Annotated in this window: 22 protein-coding genes; 19 read left to right on the top strand and 3 right to left on the bottom strand. The window is 53.3% G+C overall.

From position 1 onward, the window contains the following. The first annotated feature begins 31 nt into the window (after nucleotides 1-31). A complete protein-coding gene (locus Q4606_RS07115; RefSeq protein ID WP_303593382.1) occupies nucleotides 32-1,057 on the top strand; it encodes a S49 family peptidase in 1,026 nt (341 codons plus the stop codon). Between the two features lie 11 nt (nucleotides 1,058-1,068). Here Q4606_RS07115 and Q4606_RS07110 read toward each other — a convergent pair whose 3' ends face one another. Further along, on the bottom strand, nucleotides 1,069-1,683 hold the full coding sequence (locus tag Q4606_RS07110; RefSeq protein WP_303607101.1) for a nucleoside triphosphate pyrophosphatase: 615 nt from the start codon (nucleotides 1,681-1,683) through the stop codon (nucleotides 1,069-1,071). Nucleotides 1,684-1,821: 138 nt separating this feature from the next. Here Q4606_RS07110 and Q4606_RS07105 point away from each other — a divergent pair, with 138 nt between their 5' ends. The 15 genes from Q4606_RS07105 (at nucleotide 1,822) to Q4606_RS07035 (ending at nucleotide 16,541) form a co-directional block, all read left to right on the top strand. Continuing rightward, on the top strand, nucleotides 1,822-2,376 hold the full coding sequence (locus Q4606_RS07105; protein WP_303607100.1) for a YceD family protein: 555 nt from the start codon (nucleotides 1,822-1,824) through the stop codon (nucleotides 2,374-2,376). 104 nt (nucleotides 2,377-2,480) lie between these two features. After that, a complete protein-coding gene (gene rpmF / locus Q4606_RS07100; RefSeq protein WP_303593377.1) occupies nucleotides 2,481-2,660 on the top strand; it encodes a 50S ribosomal protein L32 in 180 nt (59 codons plus the stop codon). Between the two features lie 44 nt (nucleotides 2,661-2,704). After that, nucleotides 2,705-3,706, top strand: coding sequence for a phosphate acyltransferase PlsX (gene plsX, locus Q4606_RS07095; protein ID WP_303594328.1), 1,002 nt, complete (start codon nucleotides 2,705-2,707; stop codon nucleotides 3,704-3,706). A 111-nt stretch (nucleotides 3,707-3,817) separates the two neighbouring features. Continuing rightward, a complete protein-coding gene (gene fabD, locus Q4606_RS07090) occupies nucleotides 3,818-4,756 on the top strand; it encodes an ACP S-malonyltransferase (protein WP_303607099.1) in 939 nt (312 codons plus the stop codon). Between the two features lie 16 nt (nucleotides 4,757-4,772). Beyond that, complete coding sequence (fabG, locus tag Q4606_RS07085) at nucleotides 4,773-5,516, top strand: 3-oxoacyl-ACP reductase FabG (protein ID WP_303593375.1); 744 nt, start codon at nucleotides 4,773-4,775, stop codon at nucleotides 5,514-5,516. A gap of 135 nt (nucleotides 5,517-5,651) precedes the next feature. Next, nucleotides 5,652-5,885, top strand: a complete 234-nt coding sequence (acpP, locus tag Q4606_RS07080) for an acyl carrier protein (protein WP_012136033.1) — start codon at nucleotides 5,652-5,654, stop codon at nucleotides 5,883-5,885. A gap of 176 nt (nucleotides 5,886-6,061) precedes the next feature. Next, nucleotides 6,062-7,309: a beta-ketoacyl-ACP synthase II gene (fabF, locus tag Q4606_RS07075; RefSeq protein ID WP_303593373.1), complete on the top strand. Its 1,248-nt coding sequence runs from the start codon at nucleotides 6,062-6,064 to the stop codon at nucleotides 7,307-7,309. Between the two features lie 6 nt (nucleotides 7,310-7,315). Then, entirely contained in the window at nucleotides 7,316-8,146 is an 831-nt protein-coding gene (locus tag Q4606_RS07070; RefSeq protein WP_303607098.1) for an aminotransferase class IV, read from the top strand. Nucleotides 8,147-8,151: 5 nt separating this feature from the next. Further along, nucleotides 8,152-9,204 carry an endolytic transglycosylase MltG gene (gene mltG / locus Q4606_RS07065; RefSeq protein ID WP_303607097.1) on the top strand — a complete coding sequence of 351 codons (1,053 nt, stop codon included), beginning with the start codon at nucleotides 8,152-8,154 and terminating at the stop codon, nucleotides 9,202-9,204. Further along, nucleotides 9,201-9,836 carry a dTMP kinase gene (tmk, locus tag Q4606_RS07060; RefSeq protein WP_303593370.1) on the top strand — a complete coding sequence of 212 codons (636 nt, stop codon included), beginning with the start codon at nucleotides 9,201-9,203 and terminating at the stop codon, nucleotides 9,834-9,836. Before mltG ends, tmk begins: the two co-directional genes overlap by 4 nt. Nucleotides 9,837-9,874: 38 nt before the next feature. Next, nucleotides 9,875-10,654: an AraC family transcriptional regulator gene (locus Q4606_RS07055; protein ID WP_303593369.1), complete on the top strand. Its 780-nt coding sequence runs from the start codon at nucleotides 9,875-9,877 to the stop codon at nucleotides 10,652-10,654. A 302-nt stretch (nucleotides 10,655-10,956) separates the two neighbouring features. After that, complete coding sequence (gene putP / locus Q4606_RS07050; protein ID WP_303593368.1) at nucleotides 10,957-12,450, top strand: sodium/proline symporter PutP; 1,494 nt, start codon at nucleotides 10,957-10,959, stop codon at nucleotides 12,448-12,450. Between the two features lie 163 nt (nucleotides 12,451-12,613). Continuing rightward, the gene (locus Q4606_RS07045) at nucleotides 12,614-13,621 is read left to right on the top strand and encodes a TAXI family TRAP transporter solute-binding subunit (protein WP_303607096.1); all 1,008 of its coding nucleotides are present in this window, start codon (nucleotides 12,614-12,616) and stop codon (nucleotides 13,619-13,621) included. After that, nucleotides 13,621-15,798, top strand: a complete 2,178-nt coding sequence (locus Q4606_RS07040; RefSeq protein ID WP_303607095.1) for a TRAP transporter permease — start codon at nucleotides 13,621-13,623, stop codon at nucleotides 15,796-15,798. The genes Q4606_RS07045 and Q4606_RS07040 overlap by 1 nt, the downstream gene beginning before the upstream one ends. Next, nucleotides 15,795-16,541: a sulfite exporter TauE/SafE family protein gene (locus Q4606_RS07035; protein ID WP_303607094.1), complete on the top strand. Its 747-nt coding sequence runs from the start codon at nucleotides 15,795-15,797 to the stop codon at nucleotides 16,539-16,541. Before Q4606_RS07040 ends, Q4606_RS07035 begins: the two co-directional genes overlap by 4 nt. 83 nt (nucleotides 16,542-16,624) lie before the next feature. On the opposite strand, the gene Q4606_RS07030 is transcribed toward Q4606_RS07035, so the two are convergent. After that, complete coding sequence (locus Q4606_RS07030) at nucleotides 16,625-19,219, bottom strand: bifunctional aconitate hydratase 2/2-methylisocitrate dehydratase (RefSeq protein WP_303593360.1); 2,595 nt, start codon at nucleotides 19,217-19,219, stop codon at nucleotides 16,625-16,627. 214 nt (nucleotides 19,220-19,433) lie between these two features. On the opposite strand from Q4606_RS07030, the gene Q4606_RS07025 reads away from it, so the two are divergent. Further along, nucleotides 19,434-20,039 carry a tRNA-(ms[2]io[6]A)-hydroxylase gene (locus tag Q4606_RS07025; protein ID WP_303607363.1) on the top strand — a complete coding sequence of 202 codons (606 nt, stop codon included), beginning with the start codon at nucleotides 19,434-19,436 and terminating at the stop codon, nucleotides 20,037-20,039. A 6-nt stretch (nucleotides 20,040-20,045) separates the two neighbouring features. Here Q4606_RS07025 and Q4606_RS07020 read toward each other — a convergent pair whose 3' ends face one another. After that, complete coding sequence (locus tag Q4606_RS07020; RefSeq protein WP_303593358.1) at nucleotides 20,046-20,930, bottom strand: LysR family transcriptional regulator; 885 nt, start codon at nucleotides 20,928-20,930, stop codon at nucleotides 20,046-20,048. Between the two features lie 144 nt (nucleotides 20,931-21,074). Between Q4606_RS07020 and Q4606_RS07015 the strand changes: the two genes are divergently transcribed. Both Q4606_RS07015 and Q4606_RS07010 read left to right on the top strand, forming a co-directional pair. Then, nucleotides 21,075-21,845, top strand: a complete 771-nt coding sequence (locus tag Q4606_RS07015) for a ferredoxin--NADP reductase (RefSeq protein WP_303593356.1) — start codon at nucleotides 21,075-21,077, stop codon at nucleotides 21,843-21,845. Between the two features lie 117 nt (nucleotides 21,846-21,962). Continuing rightward, nucleotides 21,963-22,355 (top strand): thioesterase family protein, encoded by a 393-nt coding sequence (locus tag Q4606_RS07010; RefSeq protein ID WP_303607093.1) that lies wholly within the window; start codon nucleotides 21,963-21,965, stop codon nucleotides 22,353-22,355. The last annotated feature ends 2 nt before the right edge of the window (nucleotides 22,356-22,357 follow it).

Genomic DNA, 22,357 nt, shown 5'->3' with positions numbered 1-22,357 from the left:
TAGTGATTTAATTTCTGACAGGGAAAAATGCATGAGTGACTGGGATTCCGACAAATCGCCAGAATGGGGTGATAAGCCTGCAGAGCCTCGTCCAGGCAGAAATCAACCGCGTTTGCCGCCCGAATCGGGGCGTGATTGGAGGTTGATTGAAAAATTGGTGATGTCTCTGCAGTCCGAGCAGCGGCGGAGTCGGCGGTGGGGGATCTTTTTCAAATTTCTCACTTTTGCCTATCTGTTTGCGTTGCTGGCGATTGTCTGGTCGCCGTTTGGGGGTAGTCTGGACGCAACTGTTGGTAAGCATACAGCGGTTGTTGAAGTGAACGGTCCTATCGCTGCAGACGAGCTCGCCAGTGCGGACAACATTGTGGGCTCGCTCCGTTCAGCCTTCGAGCAGGAGGACGCTGTGGCGGTTGTTCTTCGCATCAATAGCCCTGGTGGAAGTCCGGTACAGTCGGGTTATGTTTACGATGAGATCAAGCGACTGCGGGAGGAATACCCGGGTAAGAAGCTTTATGCGGTGATCTCGGATATCGGGGCATCCGGTGCTTACTATATTGCATCTGCGGCAGATGAAATCTATGCAAACCGGGCGAGCCTGGTGGGTTCTATCGGTGTCGTGGCGGGTGGTTTCGGGTTTACCGGCGCCATGGAAAAGCTGGGAGTAGAGCGTCGGCTTTATACGGCAGGCGAAAACAAGGCCTTTCTGGACCCCTTTTCGCCTCAACAGGAGCAGGAGGTCGACTTCTGGCAAAGCGTTCTGGAGAACACTCATCAGCAGTTCATAGAGGCAGTAAAGGAGGGGCGTGGTGATCGCCTCGCAGATGACGAGCGCTTGTTTAGCGGTCTGGTTTGGAGCGGTCAACAGGCGTTGGAGTTGGGGCTTATCGATGGACTTGGCAGCACTTCACATGTTGCGAGGCAGGTGGTTGGTCAGGAAGATCTCGTCGACTACAGCCATCGGAAAGGTGCGCTGCGTGACCTTGTCGACCAGTTGGGAGTGTCTTTTGGTCAGGGAATTGCCGGGCAACTGGTTGAATCTCGACTGGAGCTGCGTTAGAGCGGCAGGGTTCAGGCTGGCAATTTCGGGGCAGGCTCAAGCAGCGGGTTTCTGCCCCAGGCTCTCAGCATGTCTGTCAGGGTGATTAATGGTAGCCCGATCAAGCTGTTGGGGTCCTGGCCTTCTAGTTGCCGGAACAGGGTAATGCCCAGGCCCTCCATCTTGAAGCTGCCGGCACAGTCATAAGGTTCCTCTTTTAAAAGGTAGGCGTCGATTTCCGGGGCAGTCAGGTCCCTGAAATGGACCTTAAAGTGATCGCAGGAAGTTTGCAGTTTTCCGCTATTTGCATCGAGCAGCACCAGTCCGGTCATGAAGTTAACGTTCTGGCCGCTACTTCGGGCTAGTTGTTCGCGGGCATTCTGGTGATTCCCGGGCTTGCTGAGCAGGGTGCCGTCTGGCAAGGCGGCCACCTGATCTGAGCCGATAATCCAGTGTTTCGGGTAAGCGGAGGCCAGGGCTTTGGCTTTCGATGTGGCCAGGCGGATAGCGAGATCTTCTGGCGCCTCTCCATCAAGGGGTGATTCATCAATATCCGGGCTGGCGCTGGAGAAGGGTAGGCCAAGCCTTGTTAGCAGTTCTTTGCGATACCGCGATGAAGACGCCAGCAGCAGAGGGTTTCGGAGCATGAGGTTGGTCCTTGTATGGATTGTGCACCATTTTTCAGTGCGCTTATCGTAGAATACACCTACGGAAACCGGAACCCCTGATCAAAACCCGACGAAGTCTTTGACAGCAGCGAGCTTGGCCCCTAGAATTGCGCGCCTATGTCAAATGCGTCTAGTGCCGAATTGCCGAAAATAGTCGACCCGTACCGGTTGGCGGAGCATAACAGTGTGCTGGAGGGAGAAATTCCTATCAGTGCTTTGTCTCGTTTCCGTGAATCTGTTTTAGGGTTCGAAGACAGTGCCGCTTGTCGTGTGAAATTGTCCTTTTATCAGGATAGCGAGCGCCGCCGCATCGTCTCTGGTGAGTTGGAGGCTCCGGTTAAACTGGAATGTCAGCGTTGCATGGGGTCCATGGATTCTGTGCTGGCCTCCACGTTTACACTTGGGCTGGTCACGAGCGATGAGCAGGCAGAACGGTTGCCAAAGGATCTCGAGCCGTTTCTGACGGATGATTTCAGTGCAGACCTTTGGTCTATGGTGGAGGACGAGTTGTTACTGGTTCTGCCCCCGTATCCGCTTCACGATCGGAGCGAGTGTCCGGCAAAAGAAGATCTGGAAGCCTACGAGCCAGACCACGCCTCGGCAGAGGCCGAGGCGAAGTCGAAGGATAACCCGTTCAGCGTGCTGGCGGGTCTCGGAAAAACAAAGCATTAATACGGGCGTGGGTATCTTCACGGGTGCCGGCGCAATTAAACGAACACACGTTACTTGTAACGATATTCAAGCAAAGTTTACGTTAACAGGTCAGGAGTATAACCATGGCTGTACAGAAGAACCGTAAGACCCGTTCCAAGCGTGGCATGCGCCGTGCCCACGATGCTTTGAGCCCTGTTGCTCTGAGCACAGATTCAACAACTGGCGAAGTTCACCGTCGTCACCACGTGTCCCCTGATGGGTTCTACCGTGGCAAGCAGGTAATCGAAGCTAACGACGAGTAATCTCGTTGCATAGCCGCATCAACACTCAGACGGGTGGAAGTACGGTGAAGCCGGTCACCATAGCGGTTGATGCTATGAGTGGCGATCGGGGGCCTGCAGTAGTGGTTGCCGCGGCTCTCGAAGCGGTGCGTGAAAATAAAGCCTTGAGTTTCATTCTGGTGGGAATCCGGAGCGAGCTCGAGGCTTTTTTGCGTGAAGGGCACCCGCGAATTCGTATAGTGGAGGCTGCGGATGTTGTCCGCATGAATGAGCGCCCCTCCCATGCGTTGCGACACAAGAAAAATTCTTCCATGGCCATCGCCCTGGGGTTGGTTCGTGATGGCGAGGCTGAGGGTTGTGTCAGTGCCGGAAATACCGGGGCTCTTATGGCTTTCGGTCGATCCATTATTCGTATGTATCCTGGTATTGAGCGCCCGGCAATTGCGAAACTGATTCCCTCGCTTCGAGGACGGTGTCATGTTCTCGATCTTGGCGCCAATGTGGATTCCAGCGCAGAAAACCTTTACCAGTATGCCCTGATGGGCTCTCTTATGGCCTCAGCAATCTGCAGCCAGGGTGAGCCGCGAGTTGCCTTATTGAACGTTGGCGAAGAAGAAATAAAGGGTAACGAACAGGTTCGCCTTGCCTCTCACATGCTTGCCCAGTGCGATTCTATTAACTACATAGGGTATGTGGAAGGCAGCGATCTGTTTCGCGATGTTGCTGATGTTGTGGTGTGCGATGGTTTTGTCGGCAATATTGCGCTGAAAACCGGCGAAGGTGTTGCCGGGCTGCTTATTGAGCTCATGGAGCAGGCGTTCACTCGCACGCTTTACGGCCGTTTTGTGGGTGCTCTGGCCCGCCCTATCGTCGGGCGACTCCTGCGGCTGATGGATCCCTCCCGTCATAATGGTGCCAGTCTTCTTGGTCTGCAGGGTGTGGTCATAAAAAGCCATGGCAATGCCAACGAGCGTGCCATGCTGGCTGCTATCCGGCAAGCCGTGCGAGAAGTCGAACTGGAAGTGCCCCGGCGTATCAATGAGCGCCTTGATGACCTGATGCTCTGACTGCCTCAGACTAAAGTCGTTATCGCATTTGCGGCAGACTCGCGCAAAATCAGGCCAGCTTGTACTATTGGCTAATCTCCTGAAACTCCCATTGACGATAAGATCCCGCTTATGAAATCAGCCTTTATATTTCCCGGACAGGGCTCCCAGTCAGTTGGCATGCTTTCCGCGGCCGCTGAGTCTTGGCCCATGATCAACAAAACCTTCGCTGAAGCTTCTAATGTGCTGGGCTACGATCTCTGGCAGCTTTGCCAGAAAGGGCCGGCAGAAGAGCTTAACCAGACGATGGTTACCCAGCCTGCACTTCTGACAGCAAGTATTGCATTATGGCGTCAGTGGCTAGTCGCAGGGGGGCCGAAACCCGATTTTGTTGCTGGACACAGCCTGGGTGAATACAGTGCTCTTGTTGCCGCTGAAAGCCTGGATTTCGTGGAAGCTGTCAAGTTGGTGCGTCTGCGCGGTGAGCTCATGCAGGAAGCTGTGCCCGCCGGTGAGGGTAAGATGGCAGCCATTCTCGGTCTTGAAGATGCTGACGTTGTGTCAGCCTGTGAAGAGGCGGCTAACGGTGACGTCGTATCAGCCGTGAATTTTAACGCGCCAGGCCAGGTAGTTATTGCCGGCTCCGCGACTGCTGTTGATCGGGCTATCGAGGCCTGTAAATCAAAGGGCGCGCGTAAAGCCATGCTTTTGCCGGTTAGCGTTCCATCACATTGCGCGTTGATGAAAGGCGCTGCCGAGGAATTGGCTCAGGCACTTGATGAGGTGCGGTTTAATGATGCCGTCACACCGGTTATACAGAATGTTAACGCTGCAGCCGTAACAGATTCGGTTACACTGAAAGCCAATCTTCTCAAACAGCTGTATTCCCCGGTGTTATGGACCGACTCGGTTCGCGCTCTGGTGAATAGCGATGTTACTGTCGCAATTGAGTGTGGTACCGGTAAAGTGCTTGCCGGGCTGGCCAAGCGAATTGACCGTGGGCTCGCTGTTTACGGGATCGAAGATCCCGAGGCTCTGACAGCTGCACTTGCGGCATTTGAACCGTCTTGAAGAAAGGGAGTTGCGCATGTCTCTGGAAGGCAAAACAGCACTGGTAACTGGTGCTACCCGAGGAATTGGTAAAGCTATCGCTCTGGCGCTTGGAAAACAGGGCGCAGAGGTGGTTGGCACCGCGACCAGCGCCGAGGGAGCAGCGTCCATTACGGATAGCCTTCAGGCTGCAGGTGTTAGCGGTTATGGCATAGTGATGAATGTCGCTGACCCTGAAAGTATCGAAACAGGGCTGAAAGAGATTGCCGGGAAATCCGGCGCACCTCTGATTCTGGTGAATAATGCGGGTATAACCCGTGACAACTTGCTGATGCGTTTAAAGGATGATGACTGGGGTTCGGTGCTCGAAACTAACCTTTCAAGCGTGTACCGTACCAGTAAAGCTGTTTTGCGAGGCATGGCAAAGGCCCGGTGGGGCAGGGTTATCAATGTCAGCTCGGTGGTCGCCAGTATGGGAAACCCCGGGCAAGCTAACTATTGTGCCGCAAAGGCTGGCGTAGAAGGCTTTACCCGTAGCCTGGCTAAGGAAATGTCGAACCGTGGCATTACTGCTAACTGTGTCGCGCCTGGATTTATTGATACAGATATGACGAAAAAACTGGACGACGGGCAGCGTGAGGCTATGCTGGGAATTATACCTGCTGGTCGCCTGGGTCAGCCTGAAGAAGTGGCGGCTCTGGTTGCGTTTCTTGCGTCTGATATTGCCGGCTATGTGACTGGTGAAACCATTCACGTAAATGGCGGAATGTACATGGGATAAGCTCCGGTTCCGGGGCTCGTGCGCAACCCCTTGTCGCACAACATGTTTAACCGAATCCCTGCTTGTCTGCAGGTAGGGTTTACACTAAACTGGCAGCAATTGAGTTGCTTGGTTGATACACAAAGTGAGGATATTATGAGTACAGTTGAAGAGCGCGTGAAGAAGATTGTTTGTGAACAGTTGGGCGTTAAAGAGTCCGAAGTTCAGAACTCATCTTCTTTTGTAGAGGATCTTGGCGCTGACTCACTGGACACCGTTGAGCTCGTCATGGCACTGGAAGAGGAATTTGAAACTGAAATTCCGGATGAAGAAGCCGAGAAGCTTGCCAGTGTACAGGACGCGATCGACTATATCGTCGCGCATACCTGATACTCTGCATTTAAGTAAGTCAGGCAAAAAGCCGTCCTTGTTATTCAGCGAGGGACGGCTTTTTTATTGCCTGAGAATTATCCGTGCTTCGGGTTCATTCAGTAACAGCGGAAGTTGAAAGAGCAGGTGAACGGCTTACGGGTAAATGGTATGGGTAAACGGTATGGGTAAACGGTATGAGTAAACGGCGGGTTGTGGTCACTGGCATGGGTATGTTGTCTCCTTTGGGAAACGATGTGGCTTCTTCCTGGGAGGCTATTCAGGCAGGTCGTAGCGGAATTGGAAAGATCGATCGCTTTGATGCCTCCGAATACAGCACCCGTATTGGTGGTGCGATCAGGAATTTGGATCTGGCCCCCTATCTTTCCACCAAAGAAGCCAGAAAGCTTGATGCGTTTATTCATTATGGTCTGATTGCGGCCCAGCAAGCCGTCGATGACAGTGGGCTTACTGAATATGACGAGCTGGATCGTGACCGTGCAGGTATAGCAATAGGTTCAGGTATTGGTGGGCTGGAGTATATCGAGAAGAGCGTGTTGACGATGGAGAAATCGGGCCCACGCAAAGTATCACCGTTTTTTGTCCCGGCGTCCGTCATCAACATGATTTCCGGAAATGCCGCAATAAGGTTTGGTTACCGGGGGCCAAATATCGCCATTGTTACCGCCTGCACCACGGGGACGCATAATATTGGCTACGCCGCCCGAACCATTGCTTATGGCGATGCAGACGTGATGCTGGCCGGTGGCTCTGAAATGGCCACAACGCGCACAGGCATAGCTGCATTTTCATCCGCCCGGGCACTGTCTACCCGTAATGACGAGCCTGAGAAAGCCAGCCGGCCGTGGGATAGAGACAGAGATGGATTTGTGCTCAGTGACGGTGCCGGGGTGCTGGTACTGGAAGAGCTGGAGCACGCTAAAAAACGTGGTGCAACCATCTACGGTGAGTTGGTCGGATTTGGTATGAGTGATGATGCCCACCACATTACAGCGCCGCCGGAAGATGGAGAAGGCGCTGCACGCTCCATGAGCAATGCGCTGCGGGATGCCGGCTTGGAGCCTGAAAGTGTCGATTACATCAATGCACACGGAACATCGACGCTTGTGGGCGATGTGGCTGAAGTTGCGGCGGTCAAACGTGTGCTTGGTGACCACGCAAGCCGGGTGGCCATGAGCAGTACAAAGTCCATGACTGGACACTTGCTTGGTGCGGCGGGCGCCGTGGAGGCGATTTTTTCCCTGCTTGCGATACGTGATGGCGTATTGCCGCCAACCATCAACCTCGATAACCCGGCTGAAGGCTGCGATCTCGATCTTGTGCCCAATGCCTGCCGTAAGGCAGATGTCCGCGTGGCTTTGTCCAATTCATTTGGCTTTGGCGGCACCAACGGTACTTTGATTGTCAGCCGCTACGAAGGCTGAGTAGGTATGTTCAACCTGCGTTGGGCTGATGAAGGTGGTTTCCCTGCCCGTGACCGGGGTGCAGCGTACGGGGATGGCTTGTTCGAAACCATAAGAATGCACGGAACTCGGGGTGTGCTGCTTTCCCGTCACCTTGACCGGATGGTTCGTGATGCGGGGCGGTTGGGTATTCCGGTTTCTCTGACAGAGCTTCGAAAAGCCACTACTGCCGCAATCAGCCATTATTCTGGCCGGTATGCGAGCGAGCAGGAGGACGGCGCCTGGGTACTCAAATTGACTCTTACCCGCGGAGAGGGTGGGCGGGGATATCGACCGGGCCCGGGAGTCAGCCCGAATCTTATGGTATCTGCCGGGCCAATGCCTGAGGCTCCGACGGCCTCTGGTGTTGCGGTTGACTTCTCTCGGGTACCCCTGACAGTAAATTCGCTTCTTGCTGGGATCAAGTCGCTCAACCGGCTGGAACAGGTTATGGCTGCCCGGGAGATTGAGGGTGATCTGTTCGAAGTCATCATGTCTGACAGTGCCGGTAATCTGGTTGAGGGCACTCGAACCAATCTACTCTTGAAAATGTCTGACGGCTGGGTGACACCGCCTGTAAGAAGCCTTGCTGTCGCCGGTGTACTGCGGCAGTGGGCGCTGGAAAGGCTCAGAGCCAAGGGGGAGCTTGTCCTCGAGCGTGATGTGAGTGTCGAAGATGCATTGGGGGCTCATTGCCGAGGGCTTTTCCTCCTCAACAGCGTTATCGGAGTTGTACCTGCGCGCAGTCTGGCGGGGCAGGATTTGCCTGTCGATGATGGACTTGCGACAATCTTTAATCCTCTCGAACTGCTGGAATAATCCGTTTGTTTAAAAAACTTTTGATTGCAGGAATTTGCGCTGCTGTGCTGGTTGGCGCGGGCACTGGTTTGTGGGTCTGGCAAGGGCTGGGTTCGCTGTCTAAGCCGGTAGTCCTGGCTGAACCGGTTTTGTTCAACGTGCCTGGCGGTACGGCTTTCAGTGGGGTTGCCAGGCAGTTGGAGACGCGTGGCCTGATTGAAAAGAGCCTTTGGGTGCGTATTTACGGTCGCTTGTTTCCTGATCAGGCAAGAATCAAGGCCGGAGAGTATGAGTTTACTGACGGTATGACCGTGGAAGCGATGCTCGGCAAAATGGTGGCAGGTGATACCAAGCACTGGTCTGTGCAGTTTATTGAAGGCTGGACGTTCAGCGATATGCGCGCGGCGCTTTCAGCAACCGAGCGTCTTGAGGGGCTTACCTCGGAGTGGTCGGATGCACAGATTATGGAAGCCGTCGGGGCGGAAGGTGAGCATCCAGAGGGACGCTTTTTCCCGGATACTTACCTGTTTACGAGTAGTGAGTCTGATCTCGACCTGCTCCGGCGATCGTTCCAGCGTATGGAGGGTGTTCTTGCGGAAGAGTGGAAAGAGCGGGAAGAAGGTCTGCCATACGACAATGCCTATGAGGCGCTGATCATGGCCTCCATTGTTGAGCGCGAAACCGGCGCTCCCCATGAGCGGGGGCAGGTTGCAGGGGTGTTTGTCCGGCGCCTGGAAAAAGGTATGCGCTTACAAACAGACCCTACCGTGATTTATGGCATGGGCGACAAATACAAAGGCAAGATCGGCAGTCGGGACTTGCGTGCTCACACGCCTTATAACACCTATCGCATTAACGGTCTTCCGCCTACACCCATAGCATTGCCGGGGCGCGAGGCAATCCATGCTTCGTTGCATCCGGAACCGGGTGACACTCTCTATTTTGTAGCACGGGGCGATGGCACCCATAAGTTCTCCAGAACATTGGCAGAGCACCAGAAGGCGGTGCGGGCGTTTCAGCTGAATCGGCGGTCCGATTACCGGTCTTCACCCGCTCCTGAGGTGGAGGAAAAAGAATGAGTTCAGCTGGCCGGTTTATTACCTTTGAGGGCACTGAGGGTGTGGGTAAATCTACCCAGATTTCGAATGCAGCCGAAACTCTGAAAGCGGTTGGCGTTGATTGTATTGTTACCCGTGAGCCAGGTGGCACGCCTATGGCTGAAGCAATTCGTGAGTTGCTCCTGGCCCCACGGGATGAACCTGTTAACGATCTCACCGAACTGCTACTGATGTTCGCTGCCAGGGCACAGCACCTGCATACGCTTATTCTTCCGGCGCTTGAAAAGGGGCAGTGGGTCCTCTGTGACCGCTTTACCGATGCAACTTTCGCTTACCAGGGCGGCGGGCGGGGTGTTCCGCTTGAGCGGATTGCGCTGCTCGAAAACCTGGTACAGGGAGACGTGCGCCCCGATCATGTGGTCTTGCTGGACGCACCGGTTGAAACCGGCATGACCCGGGCCAGGAATCGCGGACAGCTGGATCGCTTTGAGCAGGAAGCTGTGTCTTTTTTTCAACGTATTCGCGATACCTATCTGGCCCGTGCTGCTGCCGAGCCAGCTCGCTACAATATCGTGGACGCTGCTGCTCCATTAGAGGCTGTAAGTGCCCAAGTTAGTGAACTTATGTGCAAGTTCCAGTCAGATCTGCTTTAATTGAGTCATATTCTCAATTAAAGGTTCCGGTCGCGTCTATGCTGGATGCCCGTTTGCTCAAACTGCCAACCGCATCTCATCAGCACCGCCATGAGCATCATCAGATAGTGATTGGTGTTCGGGGCGAGGCGGATTTGAGTGTTGACGGAACCGGATCTCACCTTGATACCTGGAAAGCGTGCCTGGTTCCGACGGAAGCAAGGCACGACTATTGCGGTGATCACCAGAATCACGTGATGGTTATCAACCTGGACCCCTCAACCCCTGTTATTACTTCGCCACACCACGCAGACTATGAACGTATGGTGCGTGTCTTCGAAAAGCCGCGTACGATTCATATGGACAGTCGTTTACAGGGGCTGGTTCAGTTTGCAGCCGGAGAGTTTGATCGTTCTCCCGGTAATCTGGCAATGCATGGCCATCTTGCCGCCAGTATCCTCTACTGTATGGCAGACAGGGTTGTTGACCGCAAGGTGAGCGTACCCAGCCGCCATAGCCTTAGCCCGGACGCCATGCAGACTTACATAAGGGACAATCTCCATCGAAAAATTACGGTGCAGGAATTGGCCAGTGAGGCCTGTCTGAGCGTAAGCCGCTTTCATGAAGTTTTCCGTGACGTGGTCGGAACCACACCCCACCAATTCTTGTTACAGGCCCGTCTGAATCAAGCTATGAACCTCCTTGCCTCGACACAACTTTCTGTGTCGGAAATCAGTTACCGGGTTGGCTTCTCTTCACAAAGCGCTTTGACCAATGCTCTGAGAAAACACAAGGGGACGACCCCTACGAGGTTGCAAGTTCGCGATAACGTTGCCTGATCTGCTTTGTGAGTATCTGACTCCCGTAGAATTCCATAAAAAAATCGTAGGATTTTGTAAGCCGATAATACGTAGTAATACTAGGCTTGTTATGTCAAATATCATCCTGCCGGGCTGAGGGTTGTTGCGGTCGCAAATTGGCAACACTTGACTATAGTTAAGGTCGAGTTTGCGATACCTTGCCTCTCTCAGATTCGGAAGGCATTCCAGTACACAAGAAGAATGACACAGTAAGCTGACGCACCTGTCAGGTCTGTGCTTTGTGAGCAGATATTGTCTGCTCTTTAAACCGGAGGAACCCCATGGCTATTGGTGTATGGATTAGTCTGATTGGTTATTTTGCGCTCATGATCGCTATTGGCGTTTATGCGATGCGCACATCTACGTCTTCATCGGAAGACTATATGCTTGGTGGCAGGGGGCTTAGTCCGAAAGTAGCGGCTTTGTCTGCTGGTGCTTCTGACATGAGTGGCTGGTTGCTTCTGGGCTTGCCGGGCGCCATGTATGTCTCGGGTCTGGCTTCTGCCTGGATCGGCGTTGGTCTGTTTGTGGGTGCGTTCTTTAACTGGGTACTTGTTGCACCCAGGCTGCGTGCGCAAACCGTTCACTACGGTAATGCTTTAACTATTCCGGCTTTCCTTGCGAACCGTTTTCCTACCCAGGCACTGCCATTGAGAACAGTGTCGGCAATCGTTATCGTCGTGTTCTTCGCTGTTTATACCGCATCTGGTCTGGTAGCGGGTGGCAAGCTGTTTGAAAGTGCATTCGCTGGAATCTTCAACTTTGGTGGTCTGAGTGACTACAGCGTTGGCATCGTTATCACACTGGGCGTTGTATTAGCCTACACGGTTGTTGGCGGGTTCCTGGCCGTGAGCATGACCGACTTTGTACAAGGTTGCATCATGATGGTTGCGCTGGTTCTCATGCCGGCTGTTGTTCTGTTTGGCGAAGGCGGTGGTGGTTTCGCTCAGGCAACCCAAACACTGAATGAGGTAGACCCCAAGCTCCTATCCTGGACTCAAGGGCTAACATTTATCGGGTGGCTCTCCGCTGTAACCTGGGGTCTGGGTTATTTCGGCCAGCCACACATCATTGTTCGCTTTATGGCGATCCGTTCTGTGAAAGAAGTTCCTGCTGCCCGTAACATCGGTATGTCTTGGATGGCAATTTCACTGATTGGCGCAATTGGTCTGGGTATTTTCGGCCGAGCTTACGCGGTGCGTAACGGGATGGACATTGCCGACCCGGAAACCATCTTTATCATTCTTGCGGACCTGCTTTTCCATCCGCTAATCACGGGCTTCCTGTATGCAGCTCTGTTAGCCGCGGTAATGAGTACCATTTCCAGCCAGCTGCTGGTGTCTTCGTCGTCCCTGACAGAAGACTTTTATCGCTTGTTCCTGCGTAAGGAAGCTGGCGACAAGGAATGCGTAAACGTTGGTCGTGTATGTGTAGTGCTTGTAGGTCTTGTTGCCTCCGTTATCGCCTCTGACCCGAACTCACAGGTTCTGGCTCTCGTAGGTAACGCCTGGGCAGGTTTTGGTTCCGCGTTTGGTCCGCTGATCATCCTGTCTCTGATGTGGTCGCGTACCAATGGTGCAGGTGCGCTGGCGGGTCTGATTGTGGGCGCAGGCACCGCAATGATCTGGGTGTCGCTGGGCTGGAACGGTGAGTTCATGGGTGGCCCTGGCGTCTATGAGATCATTCCGGGCTTCATTGCCTCCTTTATTGCCATTATAGTGGTGAGTCTTGCAACTTCCGATGCAAACGAGTATCAGGCGGTGGATCACACCTAAAAACGTTTAACGTTTGATGTTGAAAAGGGCTCCTCAGGGGGCCCTTTTTTCGTTTATGAGGCAGGCTTTAAGGCTGGGCTGGTAGATCCGGTAGCATGCAGCTATCTTTAGATGGTTAGCCTTCAAGATGTGAATCAGAACAATGATAAAAGGGATCCGCTTCATGAGTAAAAACAGTGTTTTGAAATATGCCTCGGGGCTGTTAACAGCTGCGGTGGTTTCTTTTTCTGCCGGCGTTCAGGCGGAAGGTAATTATGTAATGGGCACAGCCACAACGGGTGGAACCTATTATCCCGTAGGCGTCGCTATTTCAACGCTCATCAAAGTCAAGCTTGAGCCTTCAACCAGTATATCGGTTTCGGCGATCAGCTCGGCCGGCTCCGGCGAAAACCTCAAGCTGATGGATGAGGATCAGATTCAGTTCGGTATTCTCCAGGGGCTTTATGGTGCTTATGCCTGGAATGGGTCAGGGCCGGTTCCCAAGGCTTATAAAAACCTCCGTTCCGTTTCCATGCTTTGGCAAAACGTGGAGCACTTTGTCGTGACCAAAAAAGTCACGAAAACTGGGACGATCGAAGACATGAGTAACCTGTATGGAGAAAGCTTCTCCATCGGGGCCAGAAACTCAGGTACAGAAGGTTCCGGCCGCTTCATTCTCGGAAAGGTTGGTATCGATCTGGAAAAGGTAAACCTTGCGTATCAGGGCTATGGTCCGAGTGCTGATGCTTTGCAGAATGGCAATATTGACGGTATGAACATACCGGCAGGTGTGCCTGCGGCTGCCGTAACACGGGCTTATGCCAATATGGGTGATGAAATCACGACCCTGGACTTCACCCCGGAGCAAGTTGCTCAGGTCAACAGCGATTTTGAGCTCTGGACAGCATACAAAATTCCCGCAGGCACCTACCCAAACCAGGATGAGGATATCAATACTATTGCTCAGCCGAATATTCTGGCCGTCCGCGATGATGTGCCAGAGAAAGATGTTTATGAGATTACCAGGACAATTTACGAAAACCTGCCGTTCCTGAACAATATTCATCCGGCAACGAAAGCGATGGCGTTGGAAAAGGCTATTGCGGGCCTGCCCATGCCGCTCCATCCCGGTGCAGCACGTTTCTATCAGGAACAGGGATTGAAGATTCCTGATCGTTTGATTGCACAATAATGGTTGTTGGTAATACAGAGCATGAACCTGCTGCTGCGGTTCGTGATGAAAGTGCCAGCGAGGCGAGCGAGCGTCTGGAGCACCGGCTGATCGGGCCGGTGATCTTCTGGCTTGCTATCGGCACGGCGCTCGTTCATCTCTACTTCAATACCATCTCAACAATGTCGGAGTTGTGGAGTTCCGCCTTGCACTTCGGCCTTTTCGGTCTGATATGCACACTGACGACTCCTATGCTCAAGGCAGGTTCAACCGGCGGGCGGCGGCTCGTTCTGGGTGTTGATGTGGTCTTTGGGTTTGCTGCGCTTGCCTGTGCTTTTTACCTGATTATGTTTGAAGACGATCTGTATCAGCGCGGATTCAGTTTTGATACAGGTGACTGGGTTGTCTCCATTGTATCTGTCGGGCTGATACTGGAACTGGCTCGCAGAACGGTTGGCTGGTTTATTCCCCTGCTTTGTGTGGTTGCACTGACGTATGTGGCCTGGTGGGGCCAGTATGTGGATGGCATTTTCAATTTCCCCGGCCTATCCTGGGAGACCGTTCTTTACCGCTCTTATATCGGTGGTCAGGGCATGCTTGGGTCCATTGCCCGGATTTCCTGGACCTACGTGTTCATGTTTATTTTATTTGGTGCCTTCCTGGTAAAGTCCGGGGCAGGGGACTTTATTATAGAGTTGGCACGCTGTGCCGCAGGGCGGTTTGTCGGTGGCCCCGGATTCGTAGCGGTGTTCGCGTCCGGCCTTATGGGGTCGGTCTCGGGCTCCAGCGTCGCGAACACGGTTTCCACCGGCGTCATTACTATCCCGCTGATGCGTAAAGCCGGTTTCCCGGCACGTTTTTCTGCAGGCGTTGAAGCGGCGGCCTCCACCGGTGGCCAGCTGATGCCGCCAGTGATGGGAGCCGGTGCGTTTATCATGGCTTCCTATACCCAGGTGTCCTATCTCACCATCATTGGCGTTGCTGCTTTGCCTGCCCTTCTTTATTTCATTTCGGTGGCAATGTTTGTGCGCATCGAGGCCAAGCGCAGTCACGCGGTCAAGCTGGAAGACGATGCGGCGCCCTCACTCAGAGAGGTTCTCAAGGGGGGGTGGCATTACCTGTTGCCCCTGGTCGTTCTCGTTGCCGCTCTTGTATATGGATTTACGCCGACCTATGCGGCGGGAATTGCAATCGTTTCAGTGGTGGTGGCGTCCTGGCTATCAAAACAACCGATGGGCGTTGCGGATATTCTCGATGCTCTTGCGATGGGGACACGAAACATCACGACTACCGCGATCCTGCTGATTACTGTGGGCCTCGTCGTTATGGTTGTATCCACCACCGGCATCGGCAACACCTTCTCACTGATGATTACCGATTGGGCCGGTGGGAGCCTGCTGATAACGATTTTTCTGGTTGCCCTGGCTTCGCTGATTCTGGGCATGGGATTACCGGTAACGGCTGCTTATATCGTGCTTGCCACCCTCTCTGCACCGGCTATCTATAATCTGATCGCGCAGAGCCAATTGGTTGAACTGATGGTTAACGGTAATTTGCCAGATCAGGCCAAAGCCATCTTCATGCTGGCTGCACCCGAAAAACTGTCGCTGCTCGACGCGCCCATGGATGCTGTAACCGCTCAGCAGATGCTCTCTGTGGTGCCGGATACTTTCAGCAGCCAGCTTCTTGAGCAGGCATTATCGGCGGAGGCTCTTTCCATGCTCCTGGTGGCTGCCCATATGGTCATCTTCTGGCTGTCCCAGGATTCAAACGTAACGCCGCCGGTCTGCCTCACAGCTTTTGCCGCTGCAGCGATCGCGGGCACGCCTCAGATGCGCACCGGGTTTACCGCCTGGAAGTTGGCCAAGGGGTTATATATTGTGCCGCTGCTTTTTGCATATTCGCCGCTGATCACCGGAGACTTCACCGAAATGATCCGGGTATTCTGTTTTGCTCTGTTTGGTATTTACGCGATCATTGCCGGGCTAGAGGGCTACCTTGAACACAAACTTAATTGGCTTGTACGGCTATTGATGTTTCCACTTGGCGCCCTGATGCTTTGGCCCCATGGACAGATATTGGTAGATGGCGCGGGGCTGGTGATTTTTCTTATTGTTCTGGTTTGGAGCAGCCGTTGCGGGAAGCGTTCAGCTATCGTAAATGAGGCTGGCAAGCCGGGAATTTCGAGCTCTACATGACTGCAGTTGAAGTAACAGCATTGCTCGCACTGGGCGGTATTGCCGGATTTATAAACGTACTCTCAGCGGGAGGTTCTATGTTGACCTTGCCGCTGTTGATGTTTCTTGGGCTGCCACCGCAGGTCGCAAATGGCACTAACCGGGTTGCCATCATTCTGCAGAGTACTACTGCAGTGGCAGGCTTCAGGCGTATGGGTCATGGAAATCTTCGGGTCAGCCTACATCTTGCTGTGCCTGCGGTTCTGGGCTCTTTACTGGGTGCCTGGGTAGCAACCTGGGTTGCGGACGCGATATTCGAGTGGGTGCTGATCATTGCCATGATCGGTGCTTCAGTGTTCATGCTGTTGCCTCAACCGAGGCTGGACACCAACCCGCTGACGCCGGACCGGCTTGGGCCGGTGATCTATATTGCCATGTTCCTGATCGGTGTCTATGGAGGCTTTATTCAGGTAGGTGTAGGGGCGTTGTTTATTGTGGTTTTGTATCGAATGCTGCGCATTGATCTGCCCCAGGTGAATGTGTTCAAAGTGTCGATCATTTTGCTTTATACCTTGCCGGCGTTGCTGATTTTTGCCCTCAACGACCAGGTGCGTTGGGGTATGGGGCTGGTATTAGCGATTGGTAATATCACTGGCGCATTTGTGGCGGTTAAAGTGAATCTGAGTCAGAAGGGGGCGCTCTGGGTGAAGTGGATTACCCTTGTGATGGCAGGCGCGATACTGATCCGGCTTGTGGTCTATTAGTTCAAAGCTTGTTTACCGGTCATAAAAAAACGCCAGCCCGGAGGCTGGCGTTTTTCGTGGAGCTGAACCTTGAAGGTCAGGACTTAAGCAACGTTCGCTTCAGACGCCTTCGTGGTGTAGTTCTCCATCTGGTCGAAGTTCAGATACTTGTAAATCTCTTTCGACATGCTGTTCAGATCTTTGGCGTACTCCATGTACTCCGCAGGGCTTGGGAGTTTGCCAAGTATCGCGCCTACAGCTGCCAGTTCCGCCGATGTCAGGTACACGTTGGCACCATCGCCAAGACGGTTCGGGAAGTTACGGGTTGAGGTAGACAGTACAGTGCTCTTTGCAGCCACTCGTGCCTGGTTACCCATGCACAGTGAGCAGCCTGGCATTTCAGTACGTACACCGGCCGTGCCGTAGATGTTGAAGTAGCCTTCCTCCATCAACTGTGCCTGGTCCATTTTGGTCGGAGGAGACATCCACAGACGTGTTTTCAGAGGCGACTTGTTCTGATCAAGCAGCTTGCCAGCGGCACGGAAGTGGCCAATGTTGGTCATGCATGAGCCGATGAATACTTCGTCGACCTTGTCGCCAGCTACTTCGGACAGGAAGCGGGCATCGTCTGGATCGTTCGGGCAGCACACGATAGGCTCTTTGATATCAGCCAGGTCGATCTCGACAACGTGAGCGTACTCAGCGTCCTTGTCAGCGCGCATCAGCTTCGGATCGGCAATCCACTCTTCCATCTGCGTGGCACGACGTTCAAGTGTACGTGCATCGCCGTAACCTTCGGCAATCATCCAGCGCAGCATGGTGATGTTGGAGCGCAGGTATTCAGCGACAGATTCTTCAGACAGGTTGATGGTGCAACCCGCTGCAGAGCGCTCAGCAGATGCGTCAGAAAGCTCAAATGCCTGCTCAACGGTCAGTTGTTCAAGGCCTTCAATTTCCAGAATGCGACCTGAGAATTCGTTGATCTTGCCTTTCTTCTCAACGGTCAGCATGCCCTGTTTGATGCCGTAAAGGGGAATTGCGTGTACCAGATCACGAAGAGTGATGCCTGGCTGCATTTCGCCTTTGAAACGAACCAGCACAGACTCTGGCATATCCAGTGGCATAACACCGGTAGCCGCGGCAAACGCGACCAGGCCAGAACCGGCCGGGAAGGAAATGCCCATCGGGAAACGGGTGTGTGAGTCACCACCGGTGCCAACAGTATCTGGCAGCAGCATACGGTTCAGCCATGAGTGGATGATACCGTCGCCCGGGCGCAGGGAAACGCCACCACGGTTACGAATGAAGTCCGGCATGGTGTGCTGCATTTCAACGTCAACAGGCTTCGGGTAAGCCGCTGTGTGACAGAAAGACTGCATAACCAGATCAGCCTGGAAGCCCAGGCAAGCCAGATCTTTCAGCTCGTCACGGGTCATCGGGCCAGTGGTGTCCTGGGAGCCAACGGTCGTCATGTGTGGCTCGCAATAGGTGCCCGGACGAACGCCTTGGCCTTCTTCCAGTCCACATGCTTTACCAACCATCTTCTGACCCAGGGTAAAGCCCTTGGTGCCGGCTTCAGGATCGTTCGGAAGACGGAACAGATCTGTTGCGCCCAGGCCCAGAGCTGCACGAGCTTTCGCGGTCAAGCCACGACCGATGATCAGAGGAATGCGGCCGCCAGCCTGAACTTCGTCCAGGATAACGTCAGACTTGAAGTTGAATTCGGAGATGGTTTCACCGGCTTCGTTCAGGATCTTGCCTTCGTATGGACGGATTTCAATCACGTCGCCCATGTTCATGTCGTCTACAGGTGCTTCAAATACCAGAGCGCCGGCATCTTCCATGGTGTTGAAGAAGATAGGAGCAACTTTGTTGCCGATACACACACCGCCAGCACGCTTGTTCGGCACACCAGGAATGTCGTCACCGAAGAACCACAGAACCGAGTTGGTGGCAGATTTACGGGAAGAACCAGTACCTACGACGTCACCAACGAAGACAACAGGCAGTCCTTTGGATTTGATTTCGTCAATCTGGCTCATCGGGCCAGTTACACCTGGCTCCTCTGGCTTCAGGCCATCGCGTTCCATTTTATAGGCGGCGCGGGCGTGTAGCGGGATGTCCGGACGGGACCAGGCATCGGGGGCAGGGGACAGGTCGTCAGTGTTGGTTTCGCCGGTTACCTTGAAAACCACCATTTTGGTGCTCTCGGCAACCTTGTTTTTGTTGGTGAACCATTCTGCGTTGGCCCAGGATTCAACAACGGATTTAGCAACTTCGTTGCCGGCATCCATTTTTTCTTTGACGTCGTTGAATGCGTCAAACATAAGCAGGGTGTGCTTGAGTTCTTTGCCTGCCAGTTCAGCCAGTTCAGCGTTGTCGAGCAGGTCAACCAACGTGGCAATGTTGTAGCCACCCTGCATCATGCCCAGTAACTGGACAGCTTTTTTGTTGTCGATCAGTGGAGATGAAGCTTCACCTTTGACAATAGCGCTCAGGAAGGCAGCTTTTACATACGCTGCTTCGTCTACGCCTGGTGGAATACGGTTTTCCAGCAGATCAACAAGTGTTTCTTCTTCGCCGGCCGGCGGGTTCTTCAGCAGCTCAACCAGAGCAGCGGTCTGTTCAGCGTTCAGCGGCTTCGGCGGAATATTCAGAGCCGCACGTTCTGCAACGTGTTCACGGTAGGCTTCTAACACGATATGGACCCTCATCAGTTGGTATGTCCCGCGCTTTGGCAATACGCCTGGCGGGAGTTCTTTGGCGGAAAGACCTTAAGTTGGCGCTGCATTCTATAGGAAACCCCTTATAAAGTTAAGTTGGACAGAGGTCGGAGAAGTCTGTTAGCTAGGTTATAATCGCGCACCCAATTTATTCACGTAGTTACTCACCATGAACAGCAAAACCGACACGATGGCTCAGGCCTTGCAGGAGATCCACGACTTTTTGCCTTGCGCAACGCCTCAGCGGTGGATTGACGACGCGCTTGCCAATCAGGATCTGATGCTGATCGACCATGCCCATTGCGAGAAAAAGGCGGCATCTACAGCGCTCAGCCTTATGTACCGGTATGTCGATAACACCGACCTGCTTAACAAAATGTCTCGTCTGGCCCGGGAGGAGCTTCGTCATTTCGAGCAGGTTCTGGCCATTATCAACAAGCGGGGAATATCCTATTGCCACCTGACTCCGGCGCGCTACGCAGCGGGGCTGCGTAAAGACGTGCGCACGGATGATCCGGGTCGCCTGGTCGATGTAATGGTGGTAGGTGCAATCATTGAGGCTCGTTCATGCGAACGCTTTGCTGCACTTGTTCCGTTTCTGGATGCAGAGCTGGCGGATTTCTATAGTAGCCTGCTCAAATCCGAAGCTCGTCATTACCGCGATTATCTGGCTCTGGCAGAGCAAGCAAACGGTGAACCTGTTGACGCCAGGGTTGCAGAGTTTCTGGCTATTGAAAAAGAGCTGATTCTCGAGCCAGATAGCGAGTTCAGGTTTCACAGCGGCCCTCTTGGCTAGGGTCTTTCAGGCAAGCGCACGGCAAAGGCTAATCCAGGCATCAATTCCCGCGCTCCGGTATTTCTGCCGGTGCAAAATAAAATAGAACTGGCGCTCAAAGTTCCGGTTTAACGGTGTTTTGAGAGGCATCAGGCTGCCACGCTTGAAGGCGTCGGCAAGCACAACTTCCGACAGGCATCCTATACCGAGATCAGCTTCCACGGCTCGCTTGATGGCTTCGGTATGCTCCAGTTCCAGCAGTACGTTCAGGTCCGGAAGCAGGCCGTGCATGCCCCGTTCGAAGGTCTGTCTTGTTCCGGAACCCTGCTCTCTCATAATCCAGGTAGCGCTCCGAAGGTCTTCGTCCGAAATTTCCTTCTTCGCTGCTAATGGGTGGGTAGGCGAGCAGAAGACCACCAGTTTGTCACCGCGCCAGGGTATAACCTCAAGTTCTGAGGATTGCAGCTCGCCCTCAATCAGGCCGATATCCAGTTCAAAATCTTTGACCCGACGAGCGATGGTGCTCGTATTGGCTACTTCCAGCGAAACGCGTGGCCGGGTAGGGGTATTCATGTATTGGGCCATAACGCCTACGGCCAGATAGTTACCGATAGTCAAGGTGGCGCCGACTTTCAGGGCACCTACTTCAGAATGTTTGCTGAAGGCCTGTTCGAGTTCGGTTGCCTGAGCAAGAACTGCTTCCACCTTGGGTCGGTAGAGTCGCCCAAGTTCGTTCAGCTGCAGGCGTTTGCCAACACGATCGAATAGCTGGATGTCGAATTGGTTCTCCAGCTCTTTGAGCGCGCTGCTCGCGGCAGACTGGGACATGGCCAAAGATTCCGCGGCGCGGGTAATGTTTTGGAAGTGAGCGGCCGCCAGGAATACTTCGAGCTGCCTGAAGCTGTATTTCATAACAAAATGCTCTAAATCGATGTACCCGAATAAGGTTATGAGAATAACCCATTTCATCGATAGGTTAGAGATGGGGTAGACTTTAGGCAATTCATATTTGCAACATTCGCCGCCGATAACAAACCGGACAGGCCAGAGGTTTAAATGAGCAACCTGATAAAAGAAACTGTAACCAGCGTGCATCACTGGAACGATACTCTGTTCAGCTTCAAGACCAGTCGTGATCCGGGGTTCCGGTTCAAGAATGGTCACTTTGTGATGATTGGTCTGGAAACTGAAGGTAAACCGCTGATGCGTGCCTACAGCATTGCCAGCGCCAACTATGAAGAAGAGCTGGAGTTTTTTTCTATCAAGGTACAAGACGGTCCGCTCACTTCGCGTCTTCAGAAGATTCAGGTAGGGGATGAAATCCTCGTTAGCCGGAAGCCTACGGGCACGTTGATTCTGGATAATCTGCTGCCCGGCAAGAATCTCTGGCTAATCAGTACTGGCACCGGCCTTGCTCCATTTATGAGTATCATCAAAGACCCGGACGTATACGATGCCTTCGATAAGGTTATTCTGACCCACGGCGTGCGATATATCTCGGAGCTTGCCTATCAGCAAGAGATTGAAGAATTGCCGGAAAATGAATTCTTTGGAGAGATGGTCAAGGGCAAGCTGGAATACTACCCCACGGTTACCCGCGAGCCGTTCCGAAATGAGGGTAGACTTACCCACGCAATGCAGAGTGGCAAGATAACCGGTGATTTTGGTCTGCCCGACTTAAACCCTGAAGATGATCGGTTCATGATTTGTGGTAGTCCGAGCATGCTTAAGGATACCTGCTCCATCCTTGATGAAATGGGCTTCAAGGAGGCCAGAGGTGGTGACATGGGGCACTACGTGATTGAGCGGGCTTTTGTGGAAAAGTAAACTCCTTACATTCTGGCTTGAATTTTAGACCCGAAACCCGGAGCGAAAGCTTCGGGTTTTTTTATGTACCCAGAAACTAAGCGTATAGTATCTGGTTTTAACCATTAGGAATTTTGCATGTTCTATTATGAACTTCAGCCCCGATTCAGCGACACAGATGCCCTTGGTCACATCAGTAATACAACGCTGCCAGTATGGTTCGAACAGGCCAGGATGCCTTTGTTCAGTATCTTCCATCCGACGCTGGATTTGAAAACCTGGCCTCTCATCATTGCTCGCGTTGAAATCGATTTTGTCGCGCAAAGCTATTGGCACCTTCCGGTCGAGGTTCGCACAGGCGTCGGAAAAATCGGCAACAGTTCGTTTCAGGCTGTTCAGGAAGCCTGGCAGGATGGCAAGCAGATTGCGCGGGGCCAGGCCGTTCTGATCCACTTCGATTATGGAACTGATAAAGCGGTCCCCATCCCTGAGGAAATTCGCAACCAATTGGCCAACCACCGAATCGAGTAACC

Source organism: Marinobacter sp. 1_MG-2023, assembly GCF_030549045.1.
In the GTDB taxonomy this organism is placed as follows: domain Bacteria; phylum Pseudomonadota; class Gammaproteobacteria; order Pseudomonadales; family Oleiphilaceae; genus Marinobacter.
This window is presented reverse-complemented; position numbering and strand designations above follow the sequence as displayed.

What these genes read in the sequence shown, in the direction of transcription:
- Q4606_RS07115 (WP_303593382.1), top strand. Translation starts at nt 32, where the DNA reads ATGAGTGACTGGGATTCCGACAAATCGCCAGAATGGGGTGATAAGCCT.
- Q4606_RS07110 (WP_303607101.1), bottom strand. Translation starts at nt 1,683, where the DNA reads ATGCTCCGAAACCCTCTGCTGCTGGCGTCTTCATCGCGGTATCGCAAA.
- Q4606_RS07105 (WP_303607100.1), top strand. Translation starts at nt 1,822, where the DNA reads ATGTCAAATGCGTCTAGTGCCGAATTGCCGAAAATAGTCGACCCGTAC.
- rpmF (WP_303593377.1), top strand. Translation starts at nt 2,481, where the DNA reads ATGGCTGTACAGAAGAACCGTAAGACCCGTTCCAAGCGTGGCATGCGC.
- fabD (WP_303607099.1), top strand. Translation starts at nt 3,818, where the DNA reads ATGAAATCAGCCTTTATATTTCCCGGACAGGGCTCCCAGTCAGTTGGC.
- fabG (WP_303593375.1), top strand. Translation starts at nt 4,773, where the DNA reads ATGTCTCTGGAAGGCAAAACAGCACTGGTAACTGGTGCTACCCGAGGA.
- acpP (WP_012136033.1), top strand. Translation starts at nt 5,652, where the DNA reads ATGAGTACAGTTGAAGAGCGCGTGAAGAAGATTGTTTGTGAACAGTTG.
- fabF (WP_303593373.1), top strand. Translation starts at nt 6,062, where the DNA reads ATGAGTAAACGGCGGGTTGTGGTCACTGGCATGGGTATGTTGTCTCCT.
- Q4606_RS07070 (WP_303607098.1), top strand. Translation starts at nt 7,316, where the DNA reads ATGTTCAACCTGCGTTGGGCTGATGAAGGTGGTTTCCCTGCCCGTGAC.
- tmk (WP_303593370.1), top strand. Translation starts at nt 9,201, where the DNA reads ATGAGTTCAGCTGGCCGGTTTATTACCTTTGAGGGCACTGAGGGTGTG.
- Q4606_RS07055 (WP_303593369.1), top strand. Translation starts at nt 9,875, where the DNA reads ATGCTGGATGCCCGTTTGCTCAAACTGCCAACCGCATCTCATCAGCAC.
- putP (WP_303593368.1), top strand. Translation starts at nt 10,957, where the DNA reads ATGGCTATTGGTGTATGGATTAGTCTGATTGGTTATTTTGCGCTCATG.
- Q4606_RS07045 (WP_303607096.1), top strand. Translation starts at nt 12,614, where the DNA reads ATGAGTAAAAACAGTGTTTTGAAATATGCCTCGGGGCTGTTAACAGCT.
- Q4606_RS07040 (WP_303607095.1), top strand. Translation starts at nt 13,621, where the DNA reads ATGGTTGTTGGTAATACAGAGCATGAACCTGCTGCTGCGGTTCGTGAT.
- Q4606_RS07035 (WP_303607094.1), top strand. Translation starts at nt 15,795, where the DNA reads ATGACTGCAGTTGAAGTAACAGCATTGCTCGCACTGGGCGGTATTGCC.
- Q4606_RS07025 (WP_303607363.1), top strand. Translation starts at nt 19,434, where the DNA reads ATGGCTCAGGCCTTGCAGGAGATCCACGACTTTTTGCCTTGCGCAACG.
- Q4606_RS07020 (WP_303593358.1), bottom strand. Translation starts at nt 20,930, where the DNA reads ATGAAATACAGCTTCAGGCAGCTCGAAGTATTCCTGGCGGCCGCTCAC.
- Q4606_RS07015 (WP_303593356.1), top strand. Translation starts at nt 21,075, where the DNA reads ATGAGCAACCTGATAAAAGAAACTGTAACCAGCGTGCATCACTGGAAC.
- Q4606_RS07010 (WP_303607093.1), top strand. Translation starts at nt 21,963, where the DNA reads ATGTTCTATTATGAACTTCAGCCCCGATTCAGCGACACAGATGCCCTT.